At 72.6% G+C, this 26677-nt stretch carries 22 protein-coding genes and 1 tRNA gene; 12 read left to right on the forward strand and 11 right to left on the reverse strand.

What is annotated here, in order from left to right:
- Positions 1-84 precede the first annotated feature (84 nt).
- A complete protein-coding gene (locus RF647_RS17250; protein ID WP_017832772.1) occupies positions 85-687 on the forward strand; it encodes a TIGR03085 family metal-binding protein in 603 nt (200 codons plus the stop codon).
- 70 nt (positions 688-757) lie between these two features.
- Here the strand turns inward: RF647_RS17250 and RF647_RS17255 are convergent, their stop codons facing one another.
- From RF647_RS17255 to RF647_RS17285, 7 genes are all read right to left on the reverse strand, one after another.
- Positions 758-2941 carry a L,D-transpeptidase family protein gene (locus RF647_RS17255; protein ID WP_368812781.1) on the reverse strand — a complete coding sequence of 728 codons (2184 nt, stop codon included), beginning with the start codon at positions 2939-2941 and terminating at the stop codon, positions 758-760.
- Between the two features lie 20 nt (positions 2942-2961).
- Positions 2962-3603, reverse strand: a complete 642-nt coding sequence (locus RF647_RS17260) for a hypothetical protein (RefSeq protein ID WP_368812782.1) — start codon at positions 3601-3603, stop codon at positions 2962-2964.
- Between the two features lie 155 nt (positions 3604-3758).
- A complete protein-coding gene (locus tag RF647_RS17265; RefSeq protein ID WP_368812783.1) occupies positions 3759-4814 on the reverse strand; it encodes a glycoside hydrolase family 26 protein in 1056 nt (351 codons plus the stop codon).
- 231 nt (positions 4815-5045) lie between these two features.
- Positions 5046-7484 carry an OpgC domain-containing protein gene (opgC, locus tag RF647_RS17270; RefSeq protein ID WP_368812784.1) on the reverse strand — a complete coding sequence of 813 codons (2439 nt, stop codon included), beginning with the start codon at positions 7482-7484 and terminating at the stop codon, positions 5046-5048.
- Between the two features lie 405 nt (positions 7485-7889).
- The gene (locus tag RF647_RS17275) at positions 7890-8498 is read right to left on the reverse strand and encodes a hypothetical protein (RefSeq protein ID WP_368812785.1); all 609 of its coding nucleotides are present in this window, start codon (positions 8496-8498) and stop codon (positions 7890-7892) included.
- 433 nt (positions 8499-8931) lie between these two features.
- Positions 8932-9008 (reverse strand) — tRNA-Thr (locus tag RF647_RS17280).
- A gap of 176 nt (positions 9009-9184) precedes the next feature.
- Positions 9185-10051, reverse strand: a complete 867-nt coding sequence (locus tag RF647_RS17285; protein ID WP_368812786.1) for a DsbA family protein — start codon at positions 10049-10051, stop codon at positions 9185-9187.
- Positions 10052-10264: 213 nt separating this feature from the next.
- Here RF647_RS17285 and RF647_RS17290 point away from each other — a divergent pair, with 213 nt between their 5' ends.
- The 3 genes from RF647_RS17290 to RF647_RS17300 all read left to right on the forward strand — a co-directional run bounded on the left by RF647_RS17290 (position 10265) and on the right by RF647_RS17300 (position 13797).
- Positions 10265-11716, forward strand: a complete 1452-nt coding sequence (locus tag RF647_RS17290) for a trehalose-6-phosphate synthase (RefSeq protein ID WP_368812801.1) — start codon at positions 10265-10267, stop codon at positions 11714-11716.
- Positions 11716-12522 (forward strand): trehalose-phosphatase, encoded by an 807-nt coding sequence (gene otsB / locus RF647_RS17295; RefSeq protein WP_368812787.1) that lies wholly within the window; start codon positions 11716-11718, stop codon positions 12520-12522. The genes RF647_RS17290 and otsB overlap by 1 nt, the downstream gene beginning before the upstream one ends.
- Positions 12523-12657: 135 nt before the next feature.
- The gene (locus RF647_RS17300) at positions 12658-13797 is read left to right on the forward strand and encodes an ABC transporter ATP-binding protein (RefSeq protein ID WP_368812788.1); all 1140 of its coding nucleotides are present in this window, start codon (positions 12658-12660) and stop codon (positions 13795-13797) included.
- Positions 13798-13864: 67 nt separating this feature from the next.
- On the opposite strand, the gene RF647_RS17305 is transcribed toward RF647_RS17300, so the two are convergent.
- Positions 13865-14068 (reverse strand): hypothetical protein, encoded by a 204-nt coding sequence (locus tag RF647_RS17305; RefSeq protein WP_368812789.1) that lies wholly within the window; start codon positions 14066-14068, stop codon positions 13865-13867.
- 264 nt (positions 14069-14332) lie between these two features.
- Here RF647_RS17305 and RF647_RS17310 point away from each other — a divergent pair, with 264 nt between their 5' ends.
- The 4 genes from RF647_RS17310 to RF647_RS17325 are packed head-to-tail and all read left to right on the forward strand — an operon-like array spanning position 14333 to position 17942.
- Positions 14333-15409, forward strand: coding sequence for an ABC transporter substrate-binding protein (locus RF647_RS17310; protein ID WP_368812790.1), 1077 nt, complete (start codon positions 14333-14335; stop codon positions 15407-15409).
- Positions 15406-16224: an ABC transporter ATP-binding protein gene (locus RF647_RS17315; protein ID WP_368812791.1), complete on the forward strand. Its 819-nt coding sequence runs from the start codon at positions 15406-15408 to the stop codon at positions 16222-16224. Before RF647_RS17310 ends, RF647_RS17315 begins: the two co-directional genes overlap by 4 nt.
- 1 nt (position 16225) lies before the next feature.
- On the forward strand, positions 16226-17134 hold the full coding sequence (locus RF647_RS17320) for an ABC transporter permease (RefSeq protein ID WP_368812792.1): 909 nt from the start codon (positions 16226-16228) through the stop codon (positions 17132-17134).
- Between the two features lies 1 nt (position 17135).
- Positions 17136-17942, forward strand: coding sequence for an ABC transporter permease (locus tag RF647_RS17325; RefSeq protein ID WP_368812793.1), 807 nt, complete (start codon positions 17136-17138; stop codon positions 17940-17942).
- 25 nt (positions 17943-17967) lie between these two features.
- Here RF647_RS17325 and RF647_RS17330 read toward each other — a convergent pair whose 3' ends face one another.
- Positions 17968-18789 (reverse strand): MurR/RpiR family transcriptional regulator, encoded by an 822-nt coding sequence (locus RF647_RS17330; protein WP_368812794.1) that lies wholly within the window; start codon positions 18787-18789, stop codon positions 17968-17970.
- 161 nt (positions 18790-18950) lie between these two features.
- Between RF647_RS17330 and RF647_RS17335 the strand changes: the two genes are divergently transcribed.
- Entirely contained in the window at positions 18951-20153 is a 1203-nt protein-coding gene (locus RF647_RS17335) for a DUF4032 domain-containing protein (RefSeq protein WP_133411746.1), read from the forward strand.
- A 22-nt stretch (positions 20154-20175) separates the two neighbouring features.
- Here the strand turns inward: RF647_RS17335 and RF647_RS17340 are convergent, their stop codons facing one another.
- Positions 20176-20751 carry a TetR/AcrR family transcriptional regulator gene (locus tag RF647_RS17340; protein WP_368812795.1) on the reverse strand — a complete coding sequence of 192 codons (576 nt, stop codon included), beginning with the start codon at positions 20749-20751 and terminating at the stop codon, positions 20176-20178.
- Between the two features lie 36 nt (positions 20752-20787).
- Positions 20788-23046: an HAD-IB family phosphatase gene (locus RF647_RS17345; protein ID WP_368812796.1), complete on the reverse strand. Its 2259-nt coding sequence runs from the start codon at positions 23044-23046 to the stop codon at positions 20788-20790.
- A 149-nt stretch (positions 23047-23195) separates the two neighbouring features.
- On the opposite strand from RF647_RS17345, the gene RF647_RS17350 reads away from it, so the two are divergent.
- The 3 genes from RF647_RS17350 to RF647_RS17360 are packed head-to-tail and all read left to right on the forward strand — an operon-like array spanning position 23196 to position 26480.
- Positions 23196-23984, forward strand: a complete 789-nt coding sequence (locus tag RF647_RS17350; RefSeq protein WP_368812797.1) for an SDR family NAD(P)-dependent oxidoreductase — start codon at positions 23196-23198, stop codon at positions 23982-23984.
- Positions 23981-24766 carry a lysophospholipid acyltransferase family protein gene (locus tag RF647_RS17355; protein WP_368812798.1) on the forward strand — a complete coding sequence of 262 codons (786 nt, stop codon included), beginning with the start codon at positions 23981-23983 and terminating at the stop codon, positions 24764-24766. Before RF647_RS17350 ends, RF647_RS17355 begins: the two co-directional genes overlap by 4 nt.
- Before the next feature lie 40 nt (positions 24767-24806).
- Entirely contained in the window at positions 24807-26480 is a 1674-nt protein-coding gene (locus RF647_RS17360) for an FAD-binding oxidoreductase (RefSeq protein ID WP_368812799.1), read from the forward strand.
- Positions 26481-26677 lie beyond the last annotated feature (197 nt).

The raw sequence follows: 26677 nt of genomic DNA on the forward strand, positions 1-26677 counted from the left end.
GGTTCCTGGCGGGCACGCACCCGGTATAGCGTGGACGTCAGGACGGCCCCGCCGACCGACGGCGGTGCCACGAGGAGGATCCACGTGACCAATTTCGCCAACGTCGAGCGCCGGCACCTCGCCGCGCTCCTGCGCCGACTGGGCCCCGACGCCCCGACCCTGTGCGAGGGCTGGAGGACCCGTGACCTCGCCGTGCACCTCGTCGTGCGCTCCGGGCGGCCGGACGTCCTCGCCGGCCAGGTGCTCCCGCGGGTGCCCGTGCTGGGCGAGCGCGCCCGCCGCGCCGAGCAGGCCGTCGCCGGCCAGCCCTGGGAGGAGCTCGTGCGGAAGGTGGAGCACCCGCCGCTGTACTCGCCCGCGCGGCTCGGACCGGTGGACAAGCGGATCAACACCGTGGAGTACTTCGTCCACCACGAGGACGTCCGCCGGGCTCAGCCCGACTGGCACGAGCGCCCGCTGCTGCACGACGAGGAGCAGGCCCTGTGGCGGTCCCTGAGCCTGCTGGCCAAGGTGGTGCTCAAGGACGAGGAGGACACCGTGGTGCTCATCGCCCCGTCCTACGGCGCGGTGCGCGGCGGCCGCGGCAGGACGGGGACCGTGCGCGTGCTGCGCGCCGTGCCGAGCGAGCTGGTGCTGTGGGCCCTGGGCCGCCGGGAGCAGGCCCGGGTGGAGCAGTCCGTCGAGTAGCCCGTGACCCGCACCGACGACGGAGGGGGACCGCGCGCCGCGCGGTCCCCCTCCTGACGTCCCCGGTCCGTCAGCGAAACAGGTCCGCCCGGACGCCCATGATGATCCGGTCACCGGGGCGCGCGGTGCGCATGTACCGGGCGACCTCGTGCTCGTGCAGGGCGATGCACCCCGCCGTGGGCTTCTTGTTCGCGTGCAGGAAGATCGCGAAGCCGTTGCCCTGGATGATGGACGAGTCGGGCGGGCGGTTGTAGTTGATCACCACGCCGAGCCGGTAGTCGCCGGACAGCGAGAAGTACCACATGTTCTCGTCCGGCCAGGTGTAGCCGGTGGACTCGAAGTACTTGTTGTAGAGCGTGCCCAGGCGGCCGCCCCACCGGGAGTTGGGGTTGAGCTGACGGTAGGGCAGCGCGGTGCCCGGGTTGTAGACCCCGAAGGACTCCGTGACCGAGTACGAGCCCTGCGGGGAGAACAGGTACTGCGTGTGCCCCGAGGGCACCCCGGGCCGCTTGAACCCGCTGGCCCCCACGTAGGCGGACGTCCGCCACTCCTCGACGTAGCTTCCGCCGATCCGCACGCAGTTGACGAACGTGGCCTGCGAGCGCCCGTAGCCCTCGGCGATGGTCAGGGACACGCGCGCCGCGTTGCGGGTCGGCTGCACGGAGCGCCCCGTGTTGAGGTGGTGGCACTCGCCGCGGAACAGGTGCGTCCGGGCCCCGGTGGCGCGGCTCCAGGTGACGAGTCCCCGCTGGAACTTCTGGTGCACGGTGCCGGTGCCGACCTCGTCCGTGACGGGGTAGCCGAGCGACCCCCGCTCGCGTCCCGTGGCGATCCACCGCTGCCCGATCGCGCCCTTCGTCTTGACCGCCCGGGCCCCCGTCCCGGGGCTCCAGTAGATCGTGTGCGCCTTGGTGAAGGACTGACGGCACCCGCCCCCGGCCAGCCCGCAGACCTCGTCGGTCGTGGGGTAGCCGTAGCTCCCGGCCTCGCGCCCGCCGAGGACCCACTTGTGGCCGATCGCGCCCCGGGTGTTGACGGTCCGCGCCCCGGTGGACGAGGTCCAGTAGATCGTCCGGTCCCCCGTAAAGGACTGGCGGCACCCGCCGGACGTCCCGCAGACCTCGTCGGTCGTGGGGTAGCCGTAGGCCCCGGCCTCGCGCCCGCCGAGCACCCACTGGTGGCCGATCGCGCCCCGGGTGTTGACGGTCCGCGCCCCAGTGGAGGAGCTCCAGTAGATCGTGCGGGTCTTCGAGAAGGACTGCCGGCACCCGCCGCCCGCCAGGAGGCAGGACTCGTCGTCCACGGGCCAGCCCAGCACGTCCACGCCGCCCGTGGAGGTCCACCGGTGCCCGATCGCGCCCCGCAGCTGCACGAAGTGCGCGCCGTGCGCCTCGGACCAGAGGACCACGCCCCTCTGGTGCGGCCACTCCCAGCCTCCCTTCCAGGGGCGCATCTCCCCGGCCGGCTCCCCGGTCCTGGCGGACGCCCGGGCCGCGGCGGCCTCCAGGGCCTGCCGGACCTCGGCGGGCACGTCCGCGTTCTCCGCGGCGGACGCGGCGGCGGTCTCCTGCGACTCCGGCCGCGGTGCGGCCGGCCGCTCCTCGGCGGGCTCCCCTCCCGGGGAGGGCTCCGCGCCCGGCGAGGGCTCCGTCGTCGGCTCGGCGCCGTCCGTCGGCTCCGCCGAGGCGGTGGGCACGGCGGAGGCCCCGGGGGCCTCCTGGTCCGGGGCGACCGTGAGCACGGCCCGGGCCGCCTCGCCCCCGGCACCCAGCACGGCGTAGGCCACCTCCACCGAGGCGGCGTCGGCGGGCCGGTCCGGAGCGGGCGTCAGGGCGAGGACCGGGTGGTCCGGAACCTCCCAGCCCTCGGGCAGGGCTTCGGGCTCCGTGTCCGGCGACACCACGAGCAGGGAGCCGAGGTCCGTGCGCAGCTCGTCGACGAGCTCGTCCTCGGCCGCGCGGGCCGCGGGGTCCACGAGCAGGAGCCGCACCGTCGCGGGATCCTCGAGGCCGTCGTTGGCGAGGACGTCGACGAGCGAGGTCTCCCGCTCGGGCACGGTGGACTCGTCGTCCACCGGCTCGAGCCGCACGGTCGCCGCGACGGCACCCGCCGTGGGTCCGGGGGTCGTCGTCGGACCGGCCGAGACGCCGGGGGCGGGCGCGGACGGCGCCGCGGACGCCCCCGGGGCACCGGCGAGGACGACCGCGAAGCAGGCCGCGACCGCGGCGGGGATGCGCAGAGCTGAGATCTTCATGGGGGGTCCCTTGCTGGGCTTCAGTCGGTGAACTCGACGTAGTGGTCGGGGGTGGTGTTGTCGAAGACGCGGACGGCCAGGTCGGCGTCGTGCTCGGCGGAGAAGGCGACCTCGAGGGAGGCGCTCCCGCCGGGGGCGATGGTCGGGAAGGTCTCCATCGGCACGCCCAGCGAGTCGTCGAAGACGGGGGGTGCCGGGGCCTCGCCGTCGACGGCGACCGGGAAGGACCAGGGCACGGCGTCGACCGGGGCGGCCCCGGTGTTGGTGAGGGTCAGCGTGAACACCTGCACCGGGGTGCCGGGGGCGGCCCGGACGGGGCGCTCGCCGGTGGTGCCGGGGCGGGGGCCCTCCACGACGGCCTCGAGGGAGCCGTGGAGCCGCTGGGCGGCGCCGAAGGATCCGGCGGCGTCCCGGGTGGCGGTGTCGTCGTAGGGGGCCACGTCGTTGCCCGGCGGGGCCGGGCTGTCGCGGGGCGTCTCCGGCGTCGCGCTTCCGTCCGCCCCCGACGCGGGTGCGGACCCGGCCGCCGGCGGGCTCGCGCTGGACGCCGCGGTGGGGCCGGTCCCCCGGTCCTCGGCGCAGCCCGCCAGCGCGACGACGAGCAGCGCCGCGCAGACGGGTCCGAGCCGGCGGCCGGGGGGCGGGGTGAGGGGAACTGCCATGGGGGGACTCCTCGACACGGTCCTGGGGGGACCGACCGGCGCCGCGCCGCCTCCGGATGAGCGGTGGCGCGGCGCCGGTCGTTGGGGGTCACGCTACATGCGCGGTTTGCTTTTGTGATTCACATGACCCGGTGTGGCGCGCGGCGCCGCGGTGGTCAGGGGCAGGGGCGCTTGGCGAGCTCGGCGGCCAGGGACTGGGCCGAGGCGGTGGAGGAGTTGATCCGCCAGTCCACCTCCTTGTCGAGGTGGAACCAGACGAGCCCCGTGACGTCGGGCTGCTGCGCGAGGTAGTACACCAGGTGCGCGTTCCACTCGGCCTTGGACCCGCCGGCCTCCGCGGTGGCGGTCTCGGCGACGACGATCTCCTTGCCCGGGGCCAGGCGCCGCATCTCGGACAGGCCGTAGGCGAACAGGTCCCACGGCTGCTGCCAGCTGGACCAGCTCTGGGAGGTGCCCCAGTTGTAGCCGTCCAGGGCCACGACGTCGACGTAGTCGGCGCCGGGGTAGAGCCCGTCCAGGGGCGTGGACCCGTAGTACGGCACGTTCGGGTTCCAGACCCACTGGACGTTGTCGGCCCCTGCGCGGGTGAAGATGTCGTGGACGTGGCGCCAGGCGGCGACGTAGTCACCGGCGCCGTTGCCGTTGACCCCCTCGGCCCACGGGTACCAGTTCCCGTTCATCTCGTGACCGAAGCGCAGCATCACCGGGGATCCCCAGTCGGCCAGGCGGGTGGCCCAGTCGGTGATGTGGGCGTCGTGGGCGCCGGAGGCGATCGCGTCCAGGGAGTGGGCCGGCTGGTCGATCCCGCCGCCCCAGACCCACGGCTCCCAGGTCAGCAGGGTGGTGGCCCCGGCCGCGCGGGTCTGTTCGAGCTCCCAGTAGGGAACGGGCTGGGCGAAGTCCTTGTAGGAGAGGACGATCGACGGCTTCTCACCGGTCAGGGACGTCACCTCGGCGAGCTCGGTGGAGGCGGCGGGACCACCGGCCGTGCCGACGCCGAAGCGCAGGGGGCACGTGCGGACCTGGGGCTCGGCCGGCACGACGGCGGCCGTCCTGACCGGTTTCTTGGCCGGGGCGAGCGCCGCCGATCCGGCCGGGAGGTGGACCGAGGGCGCCGCGTGCGCCGCGGGCACGGCGACGAGCCCCAGGGCCACGGCGGCGGCGGCCGCGGTGAGGGTGCACAGGACACGAGGGGGAACGGGAGCAGGCATGGGGTTCTTCCGACGGGAGCGGGCTCCCCGCCGACGGCGAGCGCGCTGGGGGGTCTCGCACGGAGCAACGAGAGTTAGCGAGCGCAAACTACCACCCGCGGGCGGTCGCTTCCCCACCTGCCCGCCGGCCGCGTCATACGCCCTGACCGGGCGGGGGGTCCCTCCGTCACGGAACGACGCGGGCCGCCAGTGGACCACGGTTTGGGCCGGGCCGGGGCCGCCCGCGGCATCTCACCGGGGGACGAGCCGGAAGAGGAACCGGGTCCGGACCATGACCCACAGCAGGCCGAGGACCACCACGTAGGCGGCGGAGTTGAGCCACACGTTGCCCTGCTGGAGAGCGGGCACGTTGGCCACGGCCAGGATCAGGAACACGTGCACGATGAACACGTAGAGGGTGGCCCGTCCCAGCGGAACGAGGAACCACCCGAGCGCGCGCTCGAGCGGCCTCCAGTAGGCGCTGAGGACGGCGTAGCCGGCGATCACCACGAGGAGCACGTTCAGCAGCCGGCCGATCCCCAGGTAGGTCCGGCCGAAGTAGGCGTCGTAGACCGTGCGGAACGCCGACTCCGGCAGCAGGTCCAGCCGGACGTCGTAGGCGCTGCTGGCGTAGGGACTCGACCAGGAGAACAGGGCCAGGGCGACGGCGAGCAGCAGGCAGGCGACGAGCAGCGGTCGGCGGCGCCGGTCGGCGAACCACGTGACGATCTGCCGCCGGTAGAACCCGGTGACCATGCCGAGCACGAAGAGCACCTGCCACACGAGCAGGGGGAACGAGTCCTCGAACTGGGAGGGCAGCAGGCGGATCCGGAAGACCGTGCCCGCGGCGTAGAGCCCGGCGCTGACCAGCAGGACCAGCCAGGCCCAGCCCCGGGCCAGGGCGGCGAGCACGAGGGGGCTCACCAGGAGGAGGATCACGTAGAGACCCATGATGTTGAACTGCCACGGGCCGACCTGCAGCAGCAGCACGGCGGGGATCAGCTGAGCCTGGACGGGGAACTCGAGGAGCCCGTCCATGCCCGCGTAGAGGTCGTACGTGGCGCCGGCGGCCCCCCTTCCGGCGGCGCCGGTGCCCTGGTCGGTGAACGTGGTGACGGCGCCCGCGTCCAGGAAGGGCAGCAGGCTGAGTCCGTAGACGAGCAGCACGACGACCAGCGCGGTGACGTAGAGCTTCCACGCCCGCGCGGCGGTGCGGTCGACGACGGCCCCCAGGTCGTCCTTCGTCCGGGGCCCGTAGACCATCCCCAGCACGGCCCCGGAGAGCAGGACGAACAGCTCGGCCCCCGAGACCACGCCCACGGTCTCCTGGGTCAGCAGCTGGAACAACGAGGTGAGGCCCACGTGATTGACGACGACGAACACGATCGCGAGGCCCCGCAGCATGTCGATCCGACTGTCGCGCGGGGCGGGCTCGGCGTACGCCCAGGCCCGGGCCGGCCCCCGCCGCGCCAGGAGCCAGAGGAGCGCGCCCGCGGCGAGCACGGCCACCGCCGCACCCCAGGCGGCCGGCCCCTCGAGGACGGCCCCCGCCGCCGCCGGACCGGCGCCCGGGAGCGGCGCCGCCGCCGTCACCGGCCCGCTGACCAGGACGGAGTCCCGGAGCCGCTCGCCGACGGCCGCGGCCAGCCCGGGATCGGCCGTGACGCGCCAGTCGACGGTCACCGCACCGTCGTCGCGCTGCTCGACCGTCTCGTTCCACACGATCGCGCGGATGCGGTCGTGGTCGCCTGCGGCGACCGTCGCGAGCACCTGTTCCCACCAGGCCTCCTTGATGTCGCGCTCGGACGGGCCGTCCGTCCCCGGATCGTAGAAGGCGCCGGTCTCCACCATGAGCGGCTTCCCGCGGCCGACGGCGTACGCGGCGTAGAAGTCGTCCTCGCCCGCGGGTCCGGCCGGCTCCCCGGAGCCCAGCATGGCGCCGAACGAGCCGGCCTCCGGCAGGACGTTGCGGGCCGGACCGGTGCCGGTCTCGTCGAGATAGGCCACCAGTCCCACCCAGTCGACCACGTCGTCGCCCGGGTAGTAGGGACCGTAGGGGTCGTCCTCCCGGTCCCAGACTCCGTCGCCGTTCGTGTCCGGAGCGGCCGGTCCACCGCTCTGCGCCGGGGCGCTGGACGGGTCCCGGAAGGGGTAGTCCGTGCCGACCGTGGGCGACCAGACCATGACCGGGTCCGGGAGCTCGGCGTCGAGCGCGCTCGCCACCGTGCGGAACGCCTCCGTGTACGCCTCGGGCTGCTGCCCCCACGGCACCCAGGTGGTGTTCATCTGCGGGGCGAAGCGGACGAATACCGTGCCGGGGAACCCCTCCGCGGCGTCCGCGAGCTGTCCTGCCAGGACGGCGGCCCGCGCCTCGTCCACCCGGTCCAGCGCGATCTCGGGGCGGACAGTGAGCAGGGCGTGGGCGCCCTGCGCGGAGACCTGGGAGAAGTAGTCCCGCAGGTGGCCCTGCTCCCGCTCGTCCATCGGCAGCGGGACGGGCCTGCCGTAGACGGCCGCCGGCGCGCCGAGACGCTCGGCGTGGCCGGCCGCCGTGTCCGTGCCCCAGTCCAGCAGGGCCCCCAGGTACGGGCCCTCGGGGCCGTCGTCCTCCGCCGCCCGGGCGGCCCCGGTCGGCACGAGGAGGAGCACGAGCAGGAGCAGGATCAGCGCCGCGGCCGCCGGGGGGCGCACGCGTCCTCGGACGATGGGTACCAGGGTGCCCTCCAGGGTCGGTCCGCGTGCGGCGTCGTCCGCTCGCAGGGGGGACCGTCGCCCGGGGGTGCCGAGGCGGCCGGGGGGCCTGCGGCGGACGACGGACGTCACGCGGGAGGACTCATCCCGCGTGCGTCCACCGATATCATCACGGTGCGGCACCGGATGCGCGGAGGTTCGGGCCGTGTCCCCGGAGGCTCCCCCAGCGGCTCCCCCCGGCTCCGTGCGGGCCGCGCCGGAGGGTTCGGCCGGCGGGATCCGTCGGTACCGCCCCCGGGTCGGTCACGCCCTGAACCTTGGCGTCACGGGCCGGGCGCTCGGACGCCTCCGCCGCCGTCGCCCGGAGCCGCTCCGACCGGACACGCCGAACCGGTGCCGGCCCGCTCAGTGCTCGTCGTCGTCATCGCCCTTCTGGTGCGAGTGCTCGCCCTCGTCCTTCATGTCGTCGTGGTGCTTCCTGCTCCTCCAGTCGTCGTCGTCGTAGAAGTGCCACTTCTCGTGCTCTTCGCAGTACCACCAGTGGTCCTGGTGATCGTCGTCGTCCCGGTCGTACTTGCCGTCGTAATCGTCCTCGTCGTCCCGGTCGTACTTGCCGTCGTGGTCGTCCTCGTCGTCCCGGTCGTACTTGTCGTCCCGGTCGTACTTGTCGTCCCGGTGCTCCTTGCGGTCGTCGTAATCCCGGCGGTCCCAGTCGTCCCGGTCGCGCTCGTGCTCCTCGTCGCGCCCCCGGTCGTCGTCGCCGTTGCCGCCGCGATGGTATTCGTACGTCCGCTCCTCGTCGTCATCGCGGTCCCAGCGGTCCCTGCGATCCTCGCGGTCGCCGCGGTCGCCGCGGTCGCCGCGGTCGTGACGACTTTCATGCGATCCACTGTGGTCTTCACGGCTCTTGACGTTATCCTGATCTGACCCCGCGACCGCCGGGGTGGCAACCGTTCCTCCCACGAGGGCGGCCGCCATGGCCGCGCCGACGAGGGTCTTCCGCAGACCGCGCATTGCTGCTCCTGTGGAGAGTGCATGACATGGGGATCGTCATGCGATCGAGATGTTCCGAGACCTGGGCAAGAGGTCTCACCCATGAGATAGGTAGGAACACCGTAGGAGTGAGCTGAGTCACGGTTCAAGACTCCGGCCGGGGCGATCACGATCACGGTTCCGTCTCGTCGCACCCCCGGAGCGGCATGTCCTGCCCGGACCCTCGCCGGCGCGGTCGGGCCGGCGACCACCTCCGGAGCCGGACCGGCCAGATCCCCGTGACGGCGCGGATCTCCGGCCCACCCCTTGCCACCGCACATCTCCCGAGGGGTCAGTCGCGAGCTCGCCGCACCCCCGGCCGGGGTACGGACATCAGCATGCGTATCACCAGCACTGAGACCTCGGCGCAACATGTGACGTCATGAGCGGTCGCGAGTGCAACGTCGCGGACCGGTGGAGCCCCCTACCGGATTCGAACCGGTGACCCCCTGTTTACAAGACAGGTGCTCTGGCCAGCTGAGCTAAGGAGGCGGATCGGCCCTCGGGTCTCCGCACGGGTGCGGCCCGGGCGGCCGGTTCCTCAGGATATCGGACGCGTCGCAGGACCCCGAAATCCTCGGGCGCCCGGACGGTCCGCACAGCGCGACGGCGCCGTGTCCCCGCGCGGGGACACGGCGCCGTCGCGCTGCTCCGGCGGAGCGGGGACCCTACTCCTTGGCCTCCACGGCCGCGTCGAGGGCCTCCTGGAACGCCTCGTTGCCCAGCCGCTCTCCGTCGATGAAGACGGTCGGGGTGCCGGACACGCCGTTGGCGAGGGACTCCTGCGAGACGACGTTGACCATCGGCCGCCACGTGTCCTCCTCGAGCGCGCCCGCGATGTCGGCGCCGTGCGAGGAGGCGATCTCCACGAGCTGCTCGTCGTCCAGCCCACCGGTGCCCTGGTGGCTGAACACCTCCTCGACGAAGGCCAGGTACTGCTCAGCCGAGGACTGGTTGCCCACCTCGTAGGCGGCGGCCGCGGCCCGCGAGGAGTACTGCGTCGGCGTCGAGCGGTCGAGGAAGTTGAGGTTGCGGTACTCGAGGACGATGTCGCCGGAGGTCACGGCCTCCTCGAGCGCATCGGCGTTCTCGGCCTCGAAGTCGGCACAGTGCACGCACTCGAAGTCCTGGAAGATCACGACCTGCACGGGTTCGCCGTCGTCCGAGGCCTCGACGCCCGGCGGGACGGCGGAGTCGTCCGGGGTCTCCGGGGCCTCGGGCACCTCGGCGAGGTCGCGCTCCTCGACCTCGGACTCGCCCGTGCGGATCCCGTCGGCCGTCAGCACCGTGCCGCCCCACTGGTTGGCGCTGGCAGGAACGGGCCCGGCCTCGGGGATCTGCTGGGCACGGTTCTGCGCCACGACGACGCCGATCACCGCGACGATCACGAGGACCAGGGCGAGGATGCCCAGCTGCAGGATCCGGCGGGAGCGCTTGTCCTGCCGTGCGTGCTGGTCCGCGACCTGCCGCGCCCGCTCCCGGGCGGCGTCGCGGTTCCGGGGATCGGGGGTGGTGCTGCTGCTGCTGGCTGCCATGGGTCCTCTTCGAAAGATCCTGGGGGGTGGACGGGGAGGTGTCGTCGCCCAGATTATCGGACCCCCTCCCGGGCCGCCGACTCAGGAGATCCCCAGGCAGAACCGTGAGCACGCTGATGAATAGACTGGGACCAGGACGACGACGACCTACCGGAAGGACATCCCGTGAGTGCAGAGCATCCCCCCACCGCCTCCTCGGCCGACCTGGAGGAGGTGCCGGAACCCCGGACGGACGTGCCGCAGGAGGCCGGCTACGACTTCGTCGTGGTCTCCAACCGGCTGCCGGTGGAACGCGTCGTCGAGCACGGGCAGTCCTCCTGGCGCCGCTCCCCCGGCGGGCTCGTGGCCGCCCTGTCCCCCGTCATGGCCCGCAACGCCGGCGCCTGGGTGGGCTGGCACGGGGCCCCCGACGAGACGCTCGAGCGCTTCGACCACGACGTCTTCCATCTGGCCCCGGTGCCGCTGTCCGCCGAGGAGGTGCAGGCCTACTACGAGGGCTTCTCCAACGCGACCCTCTGGCCGCTCTACCACGACGTCATCGCGCCGCCGGAGTTCCACCGCACGTGGTGGAACAGCTACCGCCAGGTCAACCGCCGCTTCGCGGAGCGGACCGCCGAGATCGCCGCCGAGAACGCCACGGTGTGGGTGCAGGACTACCAGCTGCAGCTTGTCCCCAAGATGCTGCGGGAGCTACGGCCGGACCTCACGATCGGGTTCTTCAACCACATCCCGTTCCCGCCCCTGGAGATCTTCGCGCAGCTGCCCTGGCGGCGCGCCGTCCTCGACGGGCTCTCGGGCGCGGACCTCATCGGCTTCCAGCGCCCCGGTGACGCCCAGAACTTCCAGCGGTGCGTGCGGCGGTTCCTGGACGTGCCGTTCAGGAACGGGGCGGCCCGGTTCGGCACGGGCGACGCCGCGTGGACCGTGCGCGCGGCGTCCTACCCCATCTCCATCGACGCGCAGTCGATCCAGGAGCTGGCCTCCCGGCCGGAGGTGAAGGAGCGGGCACGGGAGATCCGGCACGAGCTCGGCGACCCGGAGACCGTGTTCCTGGGCGTCGACCGCCTGGACTACACCAAGGGCATCCTGCACCGCATCAAGGCCTACGGCGAGCTGCTCGAGGACGGCAGGCTGACGGTGGGGCCGTCGGTGCTGATCCAGGTGGCCAATCCCTCCCGGGAGCGCGTGGAGTCCTACGTCCAGCTGCGGGAGGACGTGGAGGGCCTCGTGGGCCACCTCAACGGCCAGCACGACACCATCTCGCACACCGCGATCCGCTACCTGCACCACGGCTATCCGTTCGAGGAAATGGTGGCGCTGTACCTGGCGACCGACGTCATGCTCGTGACCTCCCTCCGGGACGGCATGAACCTGGTGGCGAAGGAGTACGTGGCGGCCAAGACGGACGGGTCCGGGACCCTGGTCCTCTCGGAGTTCACCGGCGCCGCCGAGCAGCTCAAGCAGGCACTGCTGGTCAACCCCCACGACATCGACGGGCTCAAGGACGCGATGCTGCGGGCCAAGGACATGCCGGCGCCCGAGGCGAAGAAGCGGATGCGCTCGATGCGCCGGCAGGTCCTGGGCAACGACGTCAACGACTGGTCCGAGGCGTTCCTGCGGGACCTCGCCCGCACCCGCCCCGGGACGACCGAGGAGGAGCAGTGATGGCCCCGCACGACGACACCCGCCCGGCGCTCGAGGACGCCCTCGCCCGCGCGGCGGAGGCCGGGATCCTGCTGGTCGCCCTCGACTTCGACGGCACCTTGGCGCCCTTCACGGACGACCCGGACGACAGCCGCGCGCTGCCGCAGGCCCGGTCCGCGCTGGAGGAGCTCCTGACGCTGGACCGCACGTACGTGGCCGTCATCTCCGGCCGGCCGATGCGGTTCCTCCGCTCCGTGGTGGACCCGGACGGCCGGATGCTCCTCTCCGGCTCGCACGGGGCGGAGCTGCTCCTCGACGCCCTGGGGGACGCCGCCGCCGACACCGCCCTGCAGCTCTCCCCCGCCCAGCTGGAGCTGCTGGCGCAGGCCACCGCGCTCGTGGAGGCACAGGTGGCCCGGTATCCCGGGTCCAGGCTGGAGCTCAAACCGACAGGGGCCGCCTTCCACACCCGCACGATGGCGGACCAGAGCCTGTGCGCCCGCGCGGAGCAGGAGATGGTCGAGCAGTTCGAGCAGCTCGAGGGGCTGAAGATCACCCCGGGCCAGCACGTGGTCGAGTCCTCGGTGCACTCCGCGACCAAGGGTGAGGGCATCACGGCGTTCATGCAGGCCACCGGCGCCGACGTCACCCTGTTCGCCGGCGACGACGTGACCGACGAGAACGCGATGCGCGAGCTCGGCCCCGCCGATCTCGGCATCAAGGTGGGCACGGGGCAGAGCGTGGCCGCGCACCGGGTCGCGTCCCCGGAGGACCTGGCCGCGGCCCTGACCCGGCTGTCCGAGCTGCGCCGGGGCGCGCTGCCGTGACCTCGGATGACGGCGCGCCGATGGCGGAGACGCCCCGAAGGTGATTAGGATCACTGTGGCCCCCATCACCTGAGGGGGCAGCTCTTCTCCTTCGGATCGTCCGGCACGTGCCTGCCGGGAAAGAGGCCTTGAACCATGTCTTCTGTGCGCTACGCCAACGTGACCTGCCAGTACCCCGGGGCCGAGCGGCCCTCGGTGACCGACCTGAACCTGGACATCGCCGACGGGGAGTTCCTCGTCCTGGTGGGCCCTTCCGGGTGCGGGAAGTCCACCACCCTGCGGATGCTCGCCGGGCTGGAGGAGGTCACCGGGGGCAACATCTACATCGGTGACCGGGACGTCACCGACGTCCCCTCCCGGGACCGTGACATCGCGATGGTCTTCCAAAACTACGCCCTCTACCCGCACATGACCGTGGCCGAGAACATGGGCTTCGCCCTGAAAATCGCCAAGATCTCCGCCGAGGAGCGCCGCCGCCGGGTCGAGGAGGCGGCGAAGATCCTGGATCTGACCGACTACCTGGACCGCAAGCCCAAGGCGCTGTCCGGCGGGCAGCGCCAGCGGGTGGCCATGGGCCGGGCGATCGTGCGGTCCCCGCAGGTGTTCCTGATGGACGAGCCGCTGTCGAACCTTGACGCGAAGCTGCGGGTGCAGACCCGCACCCAGATCGCCTCCCTGACCCGCCGGCTCGGGGTCACCACCGTCTACGTCACCCACGACCAGGTCGAGGCGATGACCATGGGCGACCGGGTGGCGGTGCTCAAGGACGGGCACCTCATGCAGGTCGACACCCCGCGCAAGCTTTACGACCGGCCGGCCACGGAGTTCGTGGCCGGGTTCATCGGCTCGCCGGCGATGAACCTCTTCCGGGTGCCCGTGGCGGACGGGGCGGCGACCTTCGGCACGATGCGCATCGAGCTCACCCGTGCGCAGCAGGCGGCCCTGACCGGGGGGAAGGTCACCGTGGGGATCCGCCCCGAGGACCTGCACCCCGCCGCCGAGGGCACCGGTTTGCCGATCGAGGCCGACGTGGTCGAGGAGCTCGGGGCCGACGCCTTCGTCTACGGCCACCTCGCCCCGGTCACCGCGGCGAACACGGTCGTGACGGTGGACCCGACCGGGACCGTGGAGGAGGACGCCGCCGGGGCGCACGAGATCATCGTCCGGGTCGAGGGCCGCACCCCGCCCCGGGCCGGGGCCACGATCTGGGTCGCCCCGAACCTCAACCACGTCCACCTCTTCGACACCGCCACCGGCAACCGCCTCCCCGACTGACCTGAGCGACTGACCTGAGCGGCTGACCGACCGACCGCACCGACGCCGTGGCGCGTCCGGGGCCGGATCAGCCGTCGGCGGGGTGAGCGGCGAGCACCTGCTCGACGAGTTCCGGGTCGGCGTCCTGGACGTCCCAGGTGCCGGTGCGGTCGTGGTAGTCCCGTGCGGCCGCCGTCACGTTGTAGCGACTGGCGTCGCGCGGCGGATCGGAGTGCTCCAGCACGTGGAGAAGGTGCGTCTCGGCCTGGGCGAGCGCCTGGGGATTATGCATGGCGGGTTCCTCTCGGGACGGACCGGGTCGCTCAGGACCCGGAGTGATCAGCCAACTGACGAATTCTAGTGGATGCCGCCGGTCCGCGCACCGGCCGATCGTCGTCAAGGTTTACCTCTGCGTAACCGCGGCTGACATCCGTGCAACACACCTTGCATAGCGTCATGCCAGCGAACACCGGATTCCATGCTGGATGGGGATCCCGCGGTCCAGTCTGTCTCCCGTGCGCCCGCGCACCCGTGCATCCCAGGAAGAAGGTCCGCCGTGAACTCCACCTCGGCCACCACCCCCCGCCCCCGCCGCCGCACCGCTGCAGCAGTGCTGCTGGTCGGATCCCTGGGCCTGAGCGCATGCGGAGGCGCGGAGGACACCTCCGCGGCCACCGCGCAGGAGGACGGCCACGGCGCGCTCGACGTGAACCTGTCGTGGATCAAGAACGCCGAGTTCGCCGGGGAGTACTTCGCCGACTCCCAGGGGTACTACGCCGAGGCCGGGTTCGACTCGGTGAACCTGATCTCCGGCGGCCCCTCCGGGGCCTCCACGGAGAGCATGGTGCTCGCCGGCAGCGCCCTCGTGGGCACGTCCTCGCCGCTGGGCGTGGCCCCGCCCATCGCCGAGGACGACGCGCCCCTGAAGATCATCGGCACGACCTACCAGAAGAACCCGTTCACGATCATCTCCCTGGGGGACGACCCCGTGGAGACCCCCCAGGACCTGGTGGGGAAGACCATCGGCGTGCAGTCCGGCGTGAACGAGACGCTGTTCGACGCCCTGCTGGAGGTCAACGGCATCGATCCGGGCGAGGTCGAGAAGGCGCCCGTGCAGTACGACCCGCAGCCGCTCCTCAGCGGCGAGGTGGACGGCTTCTTCGGCTACTCGACCAACGAGGCGATCACCCTGGAGCTCGCGGGCGAGGACGTCGTCAACCTGTCCTTCGCCGACCACGGCCTCCCGTTCGTCGCGGAGTCCTTCGTGACTACCCAGGACGCCATCGACAACGACCGGGAGGCGCTCAAGTCGTTCCTGGAGGCCAGCATCCGGGGCTGGCAGGACGCCGTGGCGGACCCCGAGGAGTCGGCCCGGCTGGCCGTGGAGGAGTACGGCGCGGACCTGGGCCTGGACCTCGAGAAGGAGACCCGCCAGGCGGAGATCCAGAACGAGGAGCTCGTGGTGTCCGAGGACACCGAGGCGAACGGCCTGTTCACGATCTCCGACGAGCTCGTCGCCCAGAACATCGAGGTGCTCGGCGTGGCCGGCTACCCCGGCCTCACGGCCGAGGACGTCTTCGACCTCTCGCTGCTCGCCGAGGTGTACGAGGAGAACCCGGAGCTGCGGGAATGAGCAGCCCGACGGCCGCCCGCGAGCGCGGCGCCGTCGGCGCCGCGGCCGGCGGCATCGACCTCAACGGCCTGACCAAGGTCTTCCGGTCGGGGCGGAGCACCGTCACCGCGCTCGACGACGCCCACCTGCGGACCGAGCAGGGGTCCTTCCTGTCGCTGCTCGGTCCGTCGGGGTGCGGGAAGTCCACGATCCTGCGCGTCCTGGCCGGTCTCGAGGAGCCCAGCGCGGGAGAGGTGCTCGTCGACGGGCAGACCCCCGCCGAGCTGCGGCGGTCGCACCGGCTGGGCATCGCCTTCCAGGACGCCGCGCTCCTGCCGTGGCGCTCCGTCGAGTCAAACATCCGGCTGCCGCTGGAGGTCTCCGGCCGGCCGGTGGACCGGGCCCACGTCCAGGAGCTCGTCGACCTCGTCGGGCTGACCGGCTTCGAGCGGTCCAGGCCCGCGCAGCTCTCGGGCGGGATGCGCCAGCGCGTGTCGATCGCCCGGGCCCTGGTGGTCAAACCGTCCGTCCTGCTCCTCGACGAGCCTTTCGGCGCCCTCGACGACATGACCCGGCAGCGGCTCAACCTCGAGCTGCTGCGGATCTGGACGGAGAAGCCCGCCACGACGCTCATGGTCACGCACGGCATCTCCGAGGCGATCTTCCTCTCGGACGTGGTCGCCGTCATGTCCCCGCGCCCGGGCCGGATCAAGCAGGTCATCGACGTCGACCTGCCCCGCCCGCGGACCCCGGAGATGCTGCGCACCCCGGAGTTCCACGCGCTGCACGACCGCGCGTCCGACCTGCTGTTCGGCGCCCCCGGTGACGGGCAGTGACGTGAGCGCGCGGACGACGACGCCCCCGCCCGCCCCGGAGCCCCCCTCGGCCACGGCAGCTCGCCTGCCCGCCCCCGGGCGCCCGGTGCCCGCCCGGGGACGCGGTCTGCCGCCGTGGAGCGTCGCCGCCCTCGGCGTGGTCCTGACCCTCGGCGTGTGGTGGATCGGCGCAGCGACCTTCCTGCGCGGAGTCGGCGCGGCCGACGGGGCGGCGAGCGGCGCGATACCGACACCCCTGGCGATCGGCCGGCAGATCGCCGCGGACGGCGCCGGCTTCTACTGGACCAACGCCTCCGTGACGCTGGTGGAGGCCGCCCGGGGCTACCTGGGCGGCAACCTCGCCGCGATGCTGCTCGCCGTGGTGGCCCTGCTGCTGCCGTTCACGGAGCGGCTGGCCACGCAGATCGCCGTGGTCAGCTACTGCCTGCCGATCGTGGCGGTCGGACCGATCGTCTTCATCGTCCTGGGCCCGCCGCGCTCCGGAGAGCCGTCGGGCACCGCCGTGGCGCTGGCGGCGATCTCCGTGTTCTTCACCACCTACGTCACCGTGCTCGCCGGGTTCCGCACCGCGGAGCGCTCCGCCCTGGACGTCGTCACCGTGGCGGGCGGCTCTCGGTGGCACCGGCTGACCAAGGTCCAGCTGGTGTCCGCCCTTCCCGGCGTGTTCTCGGCGCTGAGGATCGCGGCTCCCGCGGCGCTGCTCGGGGCGGTCCTCGGCGAGTACGTGGGAGGCGTGGACCGCGGGCTGGGACCGGCCATGGTCAACGCGCAGCAGTCGCTCGAGATCGCCCGTGTCTGGGCCGTCGCCCTGCTCTCCGGCGGTCTGGCGTTCCTGGCGTACGCGGTCGTGGGACTCGTCGCCCGCGTGGTGACCCCGTGGTCCTCCGGCCGCCGAGAAGGAGGTCGCTGAGATGCCCCGCACCACCACCGCGGCCCGCGCCGGCAGGGAACTGGGCCGCGCCCTGCTGAACCTGGTCGTCTCGCTGGCGGCCGTCGCCGTGATCTGGCTGCTGCTGCTGCGCGTCTTCGCCGTGACGTCCTTCATCGGCAAGACCCCTCTGGACGTGTGGGCCTTCCTCCTGACGGACCCTGACGCCGCGGCGAACCGGGAGCTGATCCTGGGCCGGCTCGGGACCACCCTGGTGGACGCGGCGCTCGGCTTCGTCACCGGTCTCGTGGCGGCCGTCGTCGTCGCCACGGTCTTCGCCCTGTTCCGGGGGGTCGAGCAGGCCATGATGCCCCTGGCCATGCTGCTGCGGTCGGTCCCGCTGGTGGCGATGGCACCGATCATCATCCTGGTCTTCGGCCGCCAGGAGGCCTCCGTGGCAGCGATGGGCGCGGTCGTGGTCCTGTTCCCCGCGCTGGTGACCATCGTCCAGGGGCTGCGCTCCGCGAACCCCGTGATCCTCGAGGTCGTGCAGGTCTACGGCGGCTCGAGGTTCGACGCGTTCCGCACGGTGGCCCTTCCCTCGGCCCTGCCGAGCCTGTTCACCGCGCTGCGCGTCTCCGTCCCCGGAGCGCTGACCGGCGCCCTGCTGGCCGAGTGGCTGGCCACTGGCGAGGGGATCGGGTACGCGATCGTCTCCGACGTGGCCCGGGCGCGCTACGACGAGGTGTGGTCCGCCGTGGTGGTCGTCACGGTGGCCTCCATCCTGCTCTACTCGCTCGTCTCCCTGCTCGAGAGCGCGGTCGTCGCCCGTGCGGGCGGGACCCCGTGAGGACGGGGCCGGCGGCGCGGGGCGCTCAGCGCAGGTCCAGCTCCTCGAGCTCCTCGTAGAGCTCGGCGGTGCGGCCCACCCGCCGTCGCCCGTCCGGACCCGCGGCGGCCAGCACCCCGTCGGCGAGCACCGACACGAGGCTCATGGCCGCCGCGTAGGAGTCGAACGGGCCCACGCCGTCGAGGGGGCACTCGATCCACAGGTCCACGGCCGAGGCGTGGCGCCGGGCCGTGCTGTCCGCGACGAGCACGGTCCGCGCCCCCGTGGCCGCGCAGACCTCCACCAGGCGCTCGAACCCGCGGGGGCGCCGCCGGAAGCCCAGCAGGACGACGACGTCGCCCTCGCCCACGTCCACGAGCTCCTCACCGAGGGTCTGGCCGGGCAGCGGGGCGAGCCGCACGCGGTCCCGCGCCTGCTGCAGCTGCTGCTTCAGGTGCAGGGCGACGGGATAGCTGTTGCGCAGGCCCACGACCAGGACCGTCCCCGCGTCCGCGAGCGCGCGCACGGCCCGGGCCGGGCGGTCCTCCCCCGCCGGGTCCAAAACCTTGCGCAGGTTCTTGAGCTCCTGCTCCAGGTGCTGGCTCAGCTCCGGGTCGGCGCCGGGGCCGAGCGGCACGCCCTGCTGGCGCAGGGTGCGGGCCGTCTCCCGGAGGTCGGTGAAGGACTCGAAGCCCAGGTGCCGGTACAGCCGGGAGAGAGTGGCGCGGGAGACGCCGCTCATCTGCGCCAGCTCCGCCGAGCTGTACAGGGCGAGGTCGTCCAGGTGGTCCAGGATCAGGTCGGCGGCCCGCTGCTCCTGGGGCGAGAGCCCGGCGTAGTGCGCGTGGATGCGCTGTTCGATCGACACCCTCACCACCCTAGCGACCGCCGGGATCGAGCGCGGGAGGCTCCGCGGCGACTTCCGGCCCGTCCCGGTTGCTAGCATGACCAGGTATGAAGGGTTCCCTGGCCCCACACTTCCCCCTCGCGCCCCAGGACGGTCCCGCCCCCGGCGGACGGTCCGGGAGCGTGTCCATCCAGACGGCCTTCCCGGACCCCGTGCTCCTGGAGCTGCCGTGGGACACCCCCCTCGAACAGTGGCCGGAGGACGTCCTCGCCGCTCTCCCCCGCGGTATCTCCCGGCACGTGGTGCGCTTCGCCCACGCCGGCGAGAAGATCGTCGCCGTCAAGGAGACCGTCCCCCACTACGCCCGGCACGAGTACGCCACCCTGCGCCGGCTGCAGCGCATGGGCATCCCGTCCGTGGTGCCGGACTCCGTGGTCACGGACCGGTACACGCCCGAGGGCGAGCCCCTGCCGGCCGCCCTGGTGACCGACCACCTGAGCTTCTCCCTGCCCTACCGGGCCATCTTCTCCGCCGGCCCCAGCGCCGCCACGGTCGAGCGCCTCGTGGACGCGCTGGCCTCCCTCATCGTGCAGCTGCACCTCTCGGGCTTCTACTGGGGCGACGTCTCGCTCTCGAACACCTTGTTCCGCCGGGACGCCGGCGCGTTCGCCGCCTACCTGGTGGACGCCGAGACCGGCGAGATCCACCCGGAGCTCACGCGCGGCCAGCGGGGGTACGACATCGAGCTGGCCCGCACCAACGTGGCCGGGGAGATCATGGACCTGCTCGCGGGCGCCGTCGAGGAGGGCCACGACATCGCGGACGTGGTGGACCCCTTCGAGGTCTCCGACCGGCTCGTGGCCACCTACGAGTTCCTGTGGCGCGAGCTGACGGTCGAGGAGACCTTCAGCATGGACGAGCGCTGGCGCGTGGTCGAGCGGGTGCGCCGCCTCAACGAGCTCGGCTTCGACGTCGAGGAGGCGTCCATGGACACGGTCGGCGGGCGGATCCGGCTGCGCCCGCAGGTCGTGGAGCCCGGCCACCACACCCGCCGCCTGCAGCGGCTCACCGGCCTCGGCGCCCACGAGAACCAGGCGCGCCGGCTGCTGACCGACATCGCCCAGCTCGGGCAGGACCTCTATCCCGGCCTTCCCGAGGAGCTCGTGGCCCAGCTGTGGATGCGCGAGGTGTTCTCCCCGATCATGGAGGCGGTCACCCCGCCGATGCGCCGCAAGCTCGAGCCCGCCGAGATCGTGCACGAGGTGCTCGAGCACCGGTGGTTCCTCTCCGAGCGCGCCGGCAAGGACGTGGCGACGCACACGGCGGTCGAGGACTACGTGGCCTCGGAGCTGGCCCAGCGCCCGGACGAGCGGGAGGTCTTCTGAGCCGGGCGCCGGCCCGCACGGGTCAAAGCCGGTGCGCTTCGAGGACCCCGGTCAGGGTCCGGTGCACCCGCCGGGGCCAGTCGTCGCCCAGGCTCCCGTACCGGGCCACGTGCGAGTAGGCGGAGCCCAGCACGAAGTCCAGCACGACGTCGACGTCCAGGTCCGGGCTCAGCCGTCCCGCCGCCGTCTCCGCCGCGAAGAGCTCCTTGAGCCGCTCCACGCGCGGGCGGACCAGGTGCGCGCGCAGGATCCGGGACGTCTCCGAGCCCGGGTCGCTCAGCAGCGAGACCGCCACCCCGATGCCCATGTCATGGAGCAGGAAGTCCAGCGCCTCGGCGAGGCCCTCGTCCCAGCTCGCCGGGGCGCTCGGCCGCTGCGGCGAGTACGTGGCCACGGCGTCCTGGAGGGCCCCCTCGAGCATCTCCAGGCTGTTCGCGTAGCGGCGGTAGATCGACGTCTTGGCCACGCCGGAGGCCGCCGAGACCGCCTCGATGGTCACCCGGTGCGGTCCGCCGTCGCGCAGGAGGGCCAGTGCCGCCGCGGTGATCTTCTTGTCGGTGGTGACGGTCCGCGGATCGGTCCGGTCGTCGTCGCCCATCGGTGCCCTCCTGCTCGCCGTCCGCCGCCGGAGCGCTCAGGCGGTCTTCCAGTCCTCGATGGGCCAGTGGTTCTTCCGGGCCAGCCGGTACAGGGGCAGGTCGGGGTTGACCGTGTAGGGGTGGCCCATGAGCAGCAGCCAGCTGGCGTCCGCGTGGGAGTCCCCGTAGCCGTAGGAGCGGGAGAGGTCGTAGCCGCCCTGCTCGGCGTACTTCTTGAGCCACTGGGCCCGCGCCTCGTCGACCAGGGGCGGAGCGGCGAGGTAGCCGGTCATCACGCCGTCGCGCTCGTCCATCCGGCCCGCCACGACCTCGTCGAAGAGGTGCGCGATCGGCTCCACGAGCAGGTCGATGGACCCGGTGACCAGCACCGTGCGGTGCCCCGCGGCGCGGTGCTCCTCGATCCGGCTCAGGGCCCCGGGGCGCAGGAGGCGCCGCATGTCCTCGCCGAGCGGCCCGGCCACCTGCGCCCGCACGGTCCCGGCGGGCACGCCCTGGTAGCGGCGCATGAACGCCCGGATGAACTCCCCGCGGTCCCGCTTCTCGGCCTTGAGATAGGTCGGGGCGCTCGAGACGAGGTCGGCGACCTCCGCGGGCCACTTCGCCAGGTGCAGCGTCCGGCGGCGCAGCTGGAGGTACTGGCGGATGACCGTGGAGTCCAGGACGGTGCCCTCGAGGTCGAAGACCGCGAGCACGTCCGTGCCCTCGCTGAGGCCCCGCCGGGTCGTGCCGCGCCGCTTGGACGCCGCCTGGAGCCGGCCGTAGGCCTTGGTCATCGTGGTCAGCGCCGGCAGGTGCACGTTCTTCCAGTAGTCGGCCCAGTCGATCGACCGGACGTCGAAGGTCCGGTCCTCCGGCGTGCCGGCGGGCAGCGAGTCGTTGAGCTGCCGCGTGCTGGCGTCGTCGAAGATCATCTCGGTGCGCGTGTAGGACTGGTAGAGGTCCACGTAGGTGCGCAGGGAGCCGAGGCCGGACTGCATCCGGTGCAGGGAGGTCGACCACTCCCGGGTGCGGGACGTCGCGGGCAGCGCCGAGGTGATCCGGCCCCCCACGGCGGAGAGCCGCTCCTTGACCGCCAGCGAGCGCTCCACGGCGTTGTTGGCCGGGAACTTCCACTCGGGCACCCGGATCGGCTTGCCGTCGGCGTCCTCGAGCGGGTGGGCGAGGAAGAAGGAGCGGACGTTCTCGTACATCTGGTGGAACGGGAGCGGGTTCGAGGCGCCCGAGCAGACCTGGTAGTACGCGGGGGCGGGGTCCGTCTGCCCGTCGGGAGTGGCCGCGCCGGACGGGGCGCGATGCCCGCCCGTGGCCAGCGCCACGATCGCGTTGACCACGAAGTCGACGGGGATGACGTCGAGCACGGAGTCCGGCAGCCCCGGGAACTCCGGTAGGGCGCCCTTGGCGTAGGCCATGATCAGCGGGTCGGCCACCTTGTAGCCGTCGATCCAGCCGGGGTACGGGTGGCGCAGCGCGGACTCGATGATGGACGGACGCACCACGGAGAGGCGGTGGCCGGCGCCCGCCCACTTCTGCTCGGCGACCCGCTCGCCCAGGGCCTTCGTGAAGGTGTAGATGTCGGTCCAGCCGAGGGACTGCGCCCGGGTGCGCCCGTACTCGACGAGGCGGGTGCGGACCCACTCCTCGCGCGCGGCCTCCGCGGCGCGGGCCACCGACTTGGGCCCCTCCTTGCCGTGGTCCGCGGTGGCGGCGTCGATGATGGCCTGCAGCCGCTCCGGGGTGCGGGAGGCCATCTCGGCCTCCTCGCGCGCCCGCTGGGCGGCCTCGAACTCGGCGGCCCAGTCGACCTCGTGGTCCACGGCCGCCTCGGGGCGCAGGCCCTTCGCGATCCCGCCGACGTAGCAGGTGGAGACGTGGATGACGTGCGGGTCCTGCCCGGAGGCCAGGAGCGCGTCGTAGAGACCGGTGGCGCCGCCGACGTTGGTGCTGAACGCCTCGTGGATGGGCGGGTCGAAGGACACGGTGGAGGCCGAGTGGATCACCACGTCGAACGGCTCCGTGATGCCCGCGAGTGCCGACAGGTCCCCCTCGAGGACCGCGGTGCGCTCCGCGAAGACCCGCTTCGCCTCGTCGTCGCCCACGCTTTCCCGCCAGGTGCGGAAAGCGGGCTTGCGCAGCAGCTGCCGCAGCCGCTGCTCACCGCTGATGCTGCCCTTGGGACGGACGACGGCGGTGACGTGCACACCCTCGTGGGCGGACAGCAGCCGTTCGAGCACCGCCTGCCCGAGGAAGCCGGTGGCTCCCGTCAGCAGGACGCGCGTGGTGGGGGTCTCGGTCAACGGTGTTCCTCCGGTGGTGTGCTGGTCCGCCGCCGGTGCGGAGCGGGCGGGGGGGCTGCGGGCGGGCCCTGCCCGGCGGGCGACGACGACGCCCCTCGAGCGGACCGCGCCCGGCTGCGCTACGGCTACCGTAGTGTAGCCTAGATCTCATGCTTACCGCTCTCGTGACCGGGGGGACGTCCGGCATCGGCGCCGCGTTCGCCGAAGCCCTGGCCCGCCGGGGAAATGCACTCGTCCTGGTGGCCCGCGACGCGGACCGCCTCGAGCAGACGGCCTCCAGGCTGCGCTCGGAGCACGGCGTGCCGGTCGAGGTCCTGCCCGCGGACCTCTCCGACCGCACCGACGTGGACCGCGTCGCCGCCCGGGTCGAAGACCCCGAGCGACCCGTGGACGTGCTCGTGAACAACGCCGGGTTCTCCGTGAAGACCAGCTTCGCCGATCCGGACACCGGCGCCCACGACCGCGCGTTCGAGGTCATGTGCCGGGCCGTCCTGGTGCTCTCCTCGGCGGCGGCACGGGCGATGACGGCGCGCGGCTCCGGCTGGATCATCAACGTCTCCTCCACCGCGGGCCTGGTCACGATGGGCTCGTACTCGGCGATCAAGGCGTACACGACCGCGTTCACCGAAGCCCTGGCCGTGGAGCTCCACGGGACAGACATCCACGTCACCGCCCTGCTGCCCGGCTGGGTGCGCACCGAGTTCCACGAGCGCGCCGGCATCAGCGGCTCCTCGATCCCCTCCTTCATGTGGCTCAGCCCCGAGCGCGTGGTCGAGGAGGCCCTCGACGACGTCGCGCGCGGCAAGGTCCTCTCGATGCCCACCAAGCGATACCGGCTCCTCGGGTTCGCCCTGCGGCACCTGCCGCGCTCCGCGGTGCGCCGGATCTCGGGGCTTGTCGCCTCGGCCCGCCAGAAGGAACGGGCGGCCGGCTCGTGACCCGCCGCGACCCCCAGGACCCGGTCCCGGTCCAGCGCTCCATCGACGGCGGCAGCGCCGGCCCCTCCCCCGAGGCCGCGCCGGAGGCCCCGCCCGCGTCCTCCGCGCAGCTGAGCCCCGACCGCTTCCGCGACCCGCGGCGCCGCCTCGCCCGCAAGATCGCCCAGCGGGTGTTCCTGCAGGGCCTCGCGTACCGCACGGTCCGCCGGACCGTGGTGACGCACCCTGCGGCCGACGCCCTGGACGGGGCGTGCATCGTGGTGGCCAACCACTCGAGCCACCTCGACGCGCCGCTCGTCCTGGGCTCGGTGCCTCGCCGCATCCGCCGCGACCTCGCCACCGGGGTGGCCGCGGACTACTTCTTCACCGCCCCGCACAAGCGCATGTTCACCGAGCTGATCTTCAACGCCTTCCCGGTGGACCGGACTGGCACCGGAGCGAACCGGGGGCTGTCCAAGCAGCTGCTGAAGGCCGGCGTCCCGCTGCTGATCTTCCCGGAGGGCACACGGTCCCGCACGGGGAAGATGGGGTCCTTCAAGATCGGTGCCGCTGGCCTGGCCAAGGCCGTGGGAGTGCCGGTGGTCCCCGTGGCCCTGATCGGCGCCTACGAGGCGATGCCCCGCGGCGCCCGCTGGCCGCGCCGCGGCCGCCCCCGCGTGGTGGTGGCCGTCGGCGAGCCGCTGGTCGCCCGGGAGAAGGAGCCCACCTCGTCCTTCAACGACCGCATCGAGGCCTCGGTGCGGGCGCTCTACGCCGAGCACCGTCCGCGCATCGACGCCTGAACCACCGTCACCCCCCGAGAACCAGGAGAGTACTGCGCAGATGGCACACGTGAAGCACATGAAGTGGTGGGGGTGGGGCGAGGAAGGCGTGCACTTCGAGTACACGAACAAGCCCGCCTTCGCCCCGTTCGTCAAGAACGCCCTGGACGTGGACCTGCGGCCCCGGCAGCGCGACACCATCGACTTCTCCACGGTCAGCGTCCCCGCCTCCCGCGCCGGGGAACCCCTCCTGGAGGCGCTGGTCGCCATCACCGGCGCAGAGCACCTGACCCTCGACGACGAGCTGCGGATCGTGCACTGGGCCGGCAAGTCCGTCACCGAGCTGCTGCTCACCCGGGCCGGGGACTTCGCGCGGGTGCCCGACGTGGTCGTGTACCCCGGCACGGAGGAGGAGGTCGCCCAGGTGCTGCGGCTCGCGGTCGAGCGCGACCTCGTGGTCATCCCCTTCGGCGGCGGCACGAGCATCTCGCGGAGCCTCCAGCCGGATCCCCATGAGAAACGAACGATCGTTTCCCTGGATCTGGGCCGGATGAACCAGGTGCTCGCACTCGACGAGACCTCGGGACTGGCCACCATCCAGGCCGGCGTGCTGGGCCCGGACATGGAGGAGCAGCTCAACGCCCGCGGTTGGACACTGGGCCACTTCCCGGACTCCTTCACGCACTCGACGCTCGGCGGCTGGGCGGCCACACGCTCCTCGGGGATGCAGTCGGACAAGTACGGGGACATCGCCGACATCGTGCGCGGCCTGCGCGTGGTGCGCCCGGGCGGCACCGTTGTGCTGCGCCCCCTCCCCTCGACCTCCACGGGTCCGAGCCTGCGGGAGATGATCATCGGCTCCGAGGGCCGGCTGGGCGTGATCACCCAGCTGGACGTGCACGTGCACCGCATCGCCGAGCACCGCGAGGTCATCGCGTACATGTTCCCCACCTGGCAGCAGGCGCTCGTCGCGATGCGCGAGATCGCCCGGTCCGGCATCAGCACCACGTTCGCCCGCGTCTCCGACGCGCACGAGACCGCGTTCTCGCTCTCCACCCAGAAGGCCCCCGCCACGCTGAAGAAGAAGGTCACGGCCAAGGGCCAGGACGTGCTGTGGGAGCTCATGCGGCGCCGCGGCTGGGACACCGACGCCATGTGCATCGCCTACGTGTGCTTCGAGGGCGCCAAACCCGAGGTGGAACGCCGGAAGAAGGCCGTGGCCGGCATCGTCAAGAAGCAGGGCGCCCTGGTGCTCGGCGCGGGCCCCGGCGCGCTCTACGACCAGAAGAAGTTCGACACCCCGTACCTGCGCGACTTCCTGCTCGAGCAGAACACCATCGGCGACGTCTCCGAGACCGCCGCACCGTGGTCCAAGCTCACCACGGTGCACCAGGCGGTCTACGACGCCGCGCGTCGGGCCTTCGAGTCGCAGGGCAAGACCGGCTGGATCATGTCCCACATGTCCCACTCGTACCACGCCGGCGCCTGCCTCTACTTCACCTTCGGCTACGAGATCGGCGAGGACCCCCACGCCGAGTACGCCGTGATCAAGAGCGCGATCCAGCAGGCGTTCATCGACGCCGGCGCCACTCTGTCCCACCACCACGGGGTGGGACTCGAGCACAGCCCCTGGATGGAGCAGGACGTCTCCCCCGAGGGCGTGCAGCTCTTGCGCAGCCTGTTCGCCGCGGCGGACCCGGGAGGCAACTTCAACCCCGGCAAGATCGTCGGCTGACCCTCCCGGCCCCCTACAGCAGAGCAGGCCCCCACCGGCAGCGGTGGGGGCCTGCTCTGCTATAGGGGGCCGTGCTGTGGTGCTGTGGTGCTGTGCTGCTGTGATGCCGCGCTGTGGTGCTGTGGGGGGTGTTAAATGCGGGGAGCCCCCGCACGGTGTGCGGGGGCTCGACCCTGGTGGTGTGGTCCGGCGGTGTC

Origin of the sequence: Kocuria sp. CPCC 205263 (assembly GCF_040981075.1) — a bacterium.
In the GTDB taxonomy this organism is placed as follows: domain Bacteria; phylum Actinomycetota; class Actinomycetes; order Actinomycetales; family Micrococcaceae; genus Kocuria; species Kocuria rosea.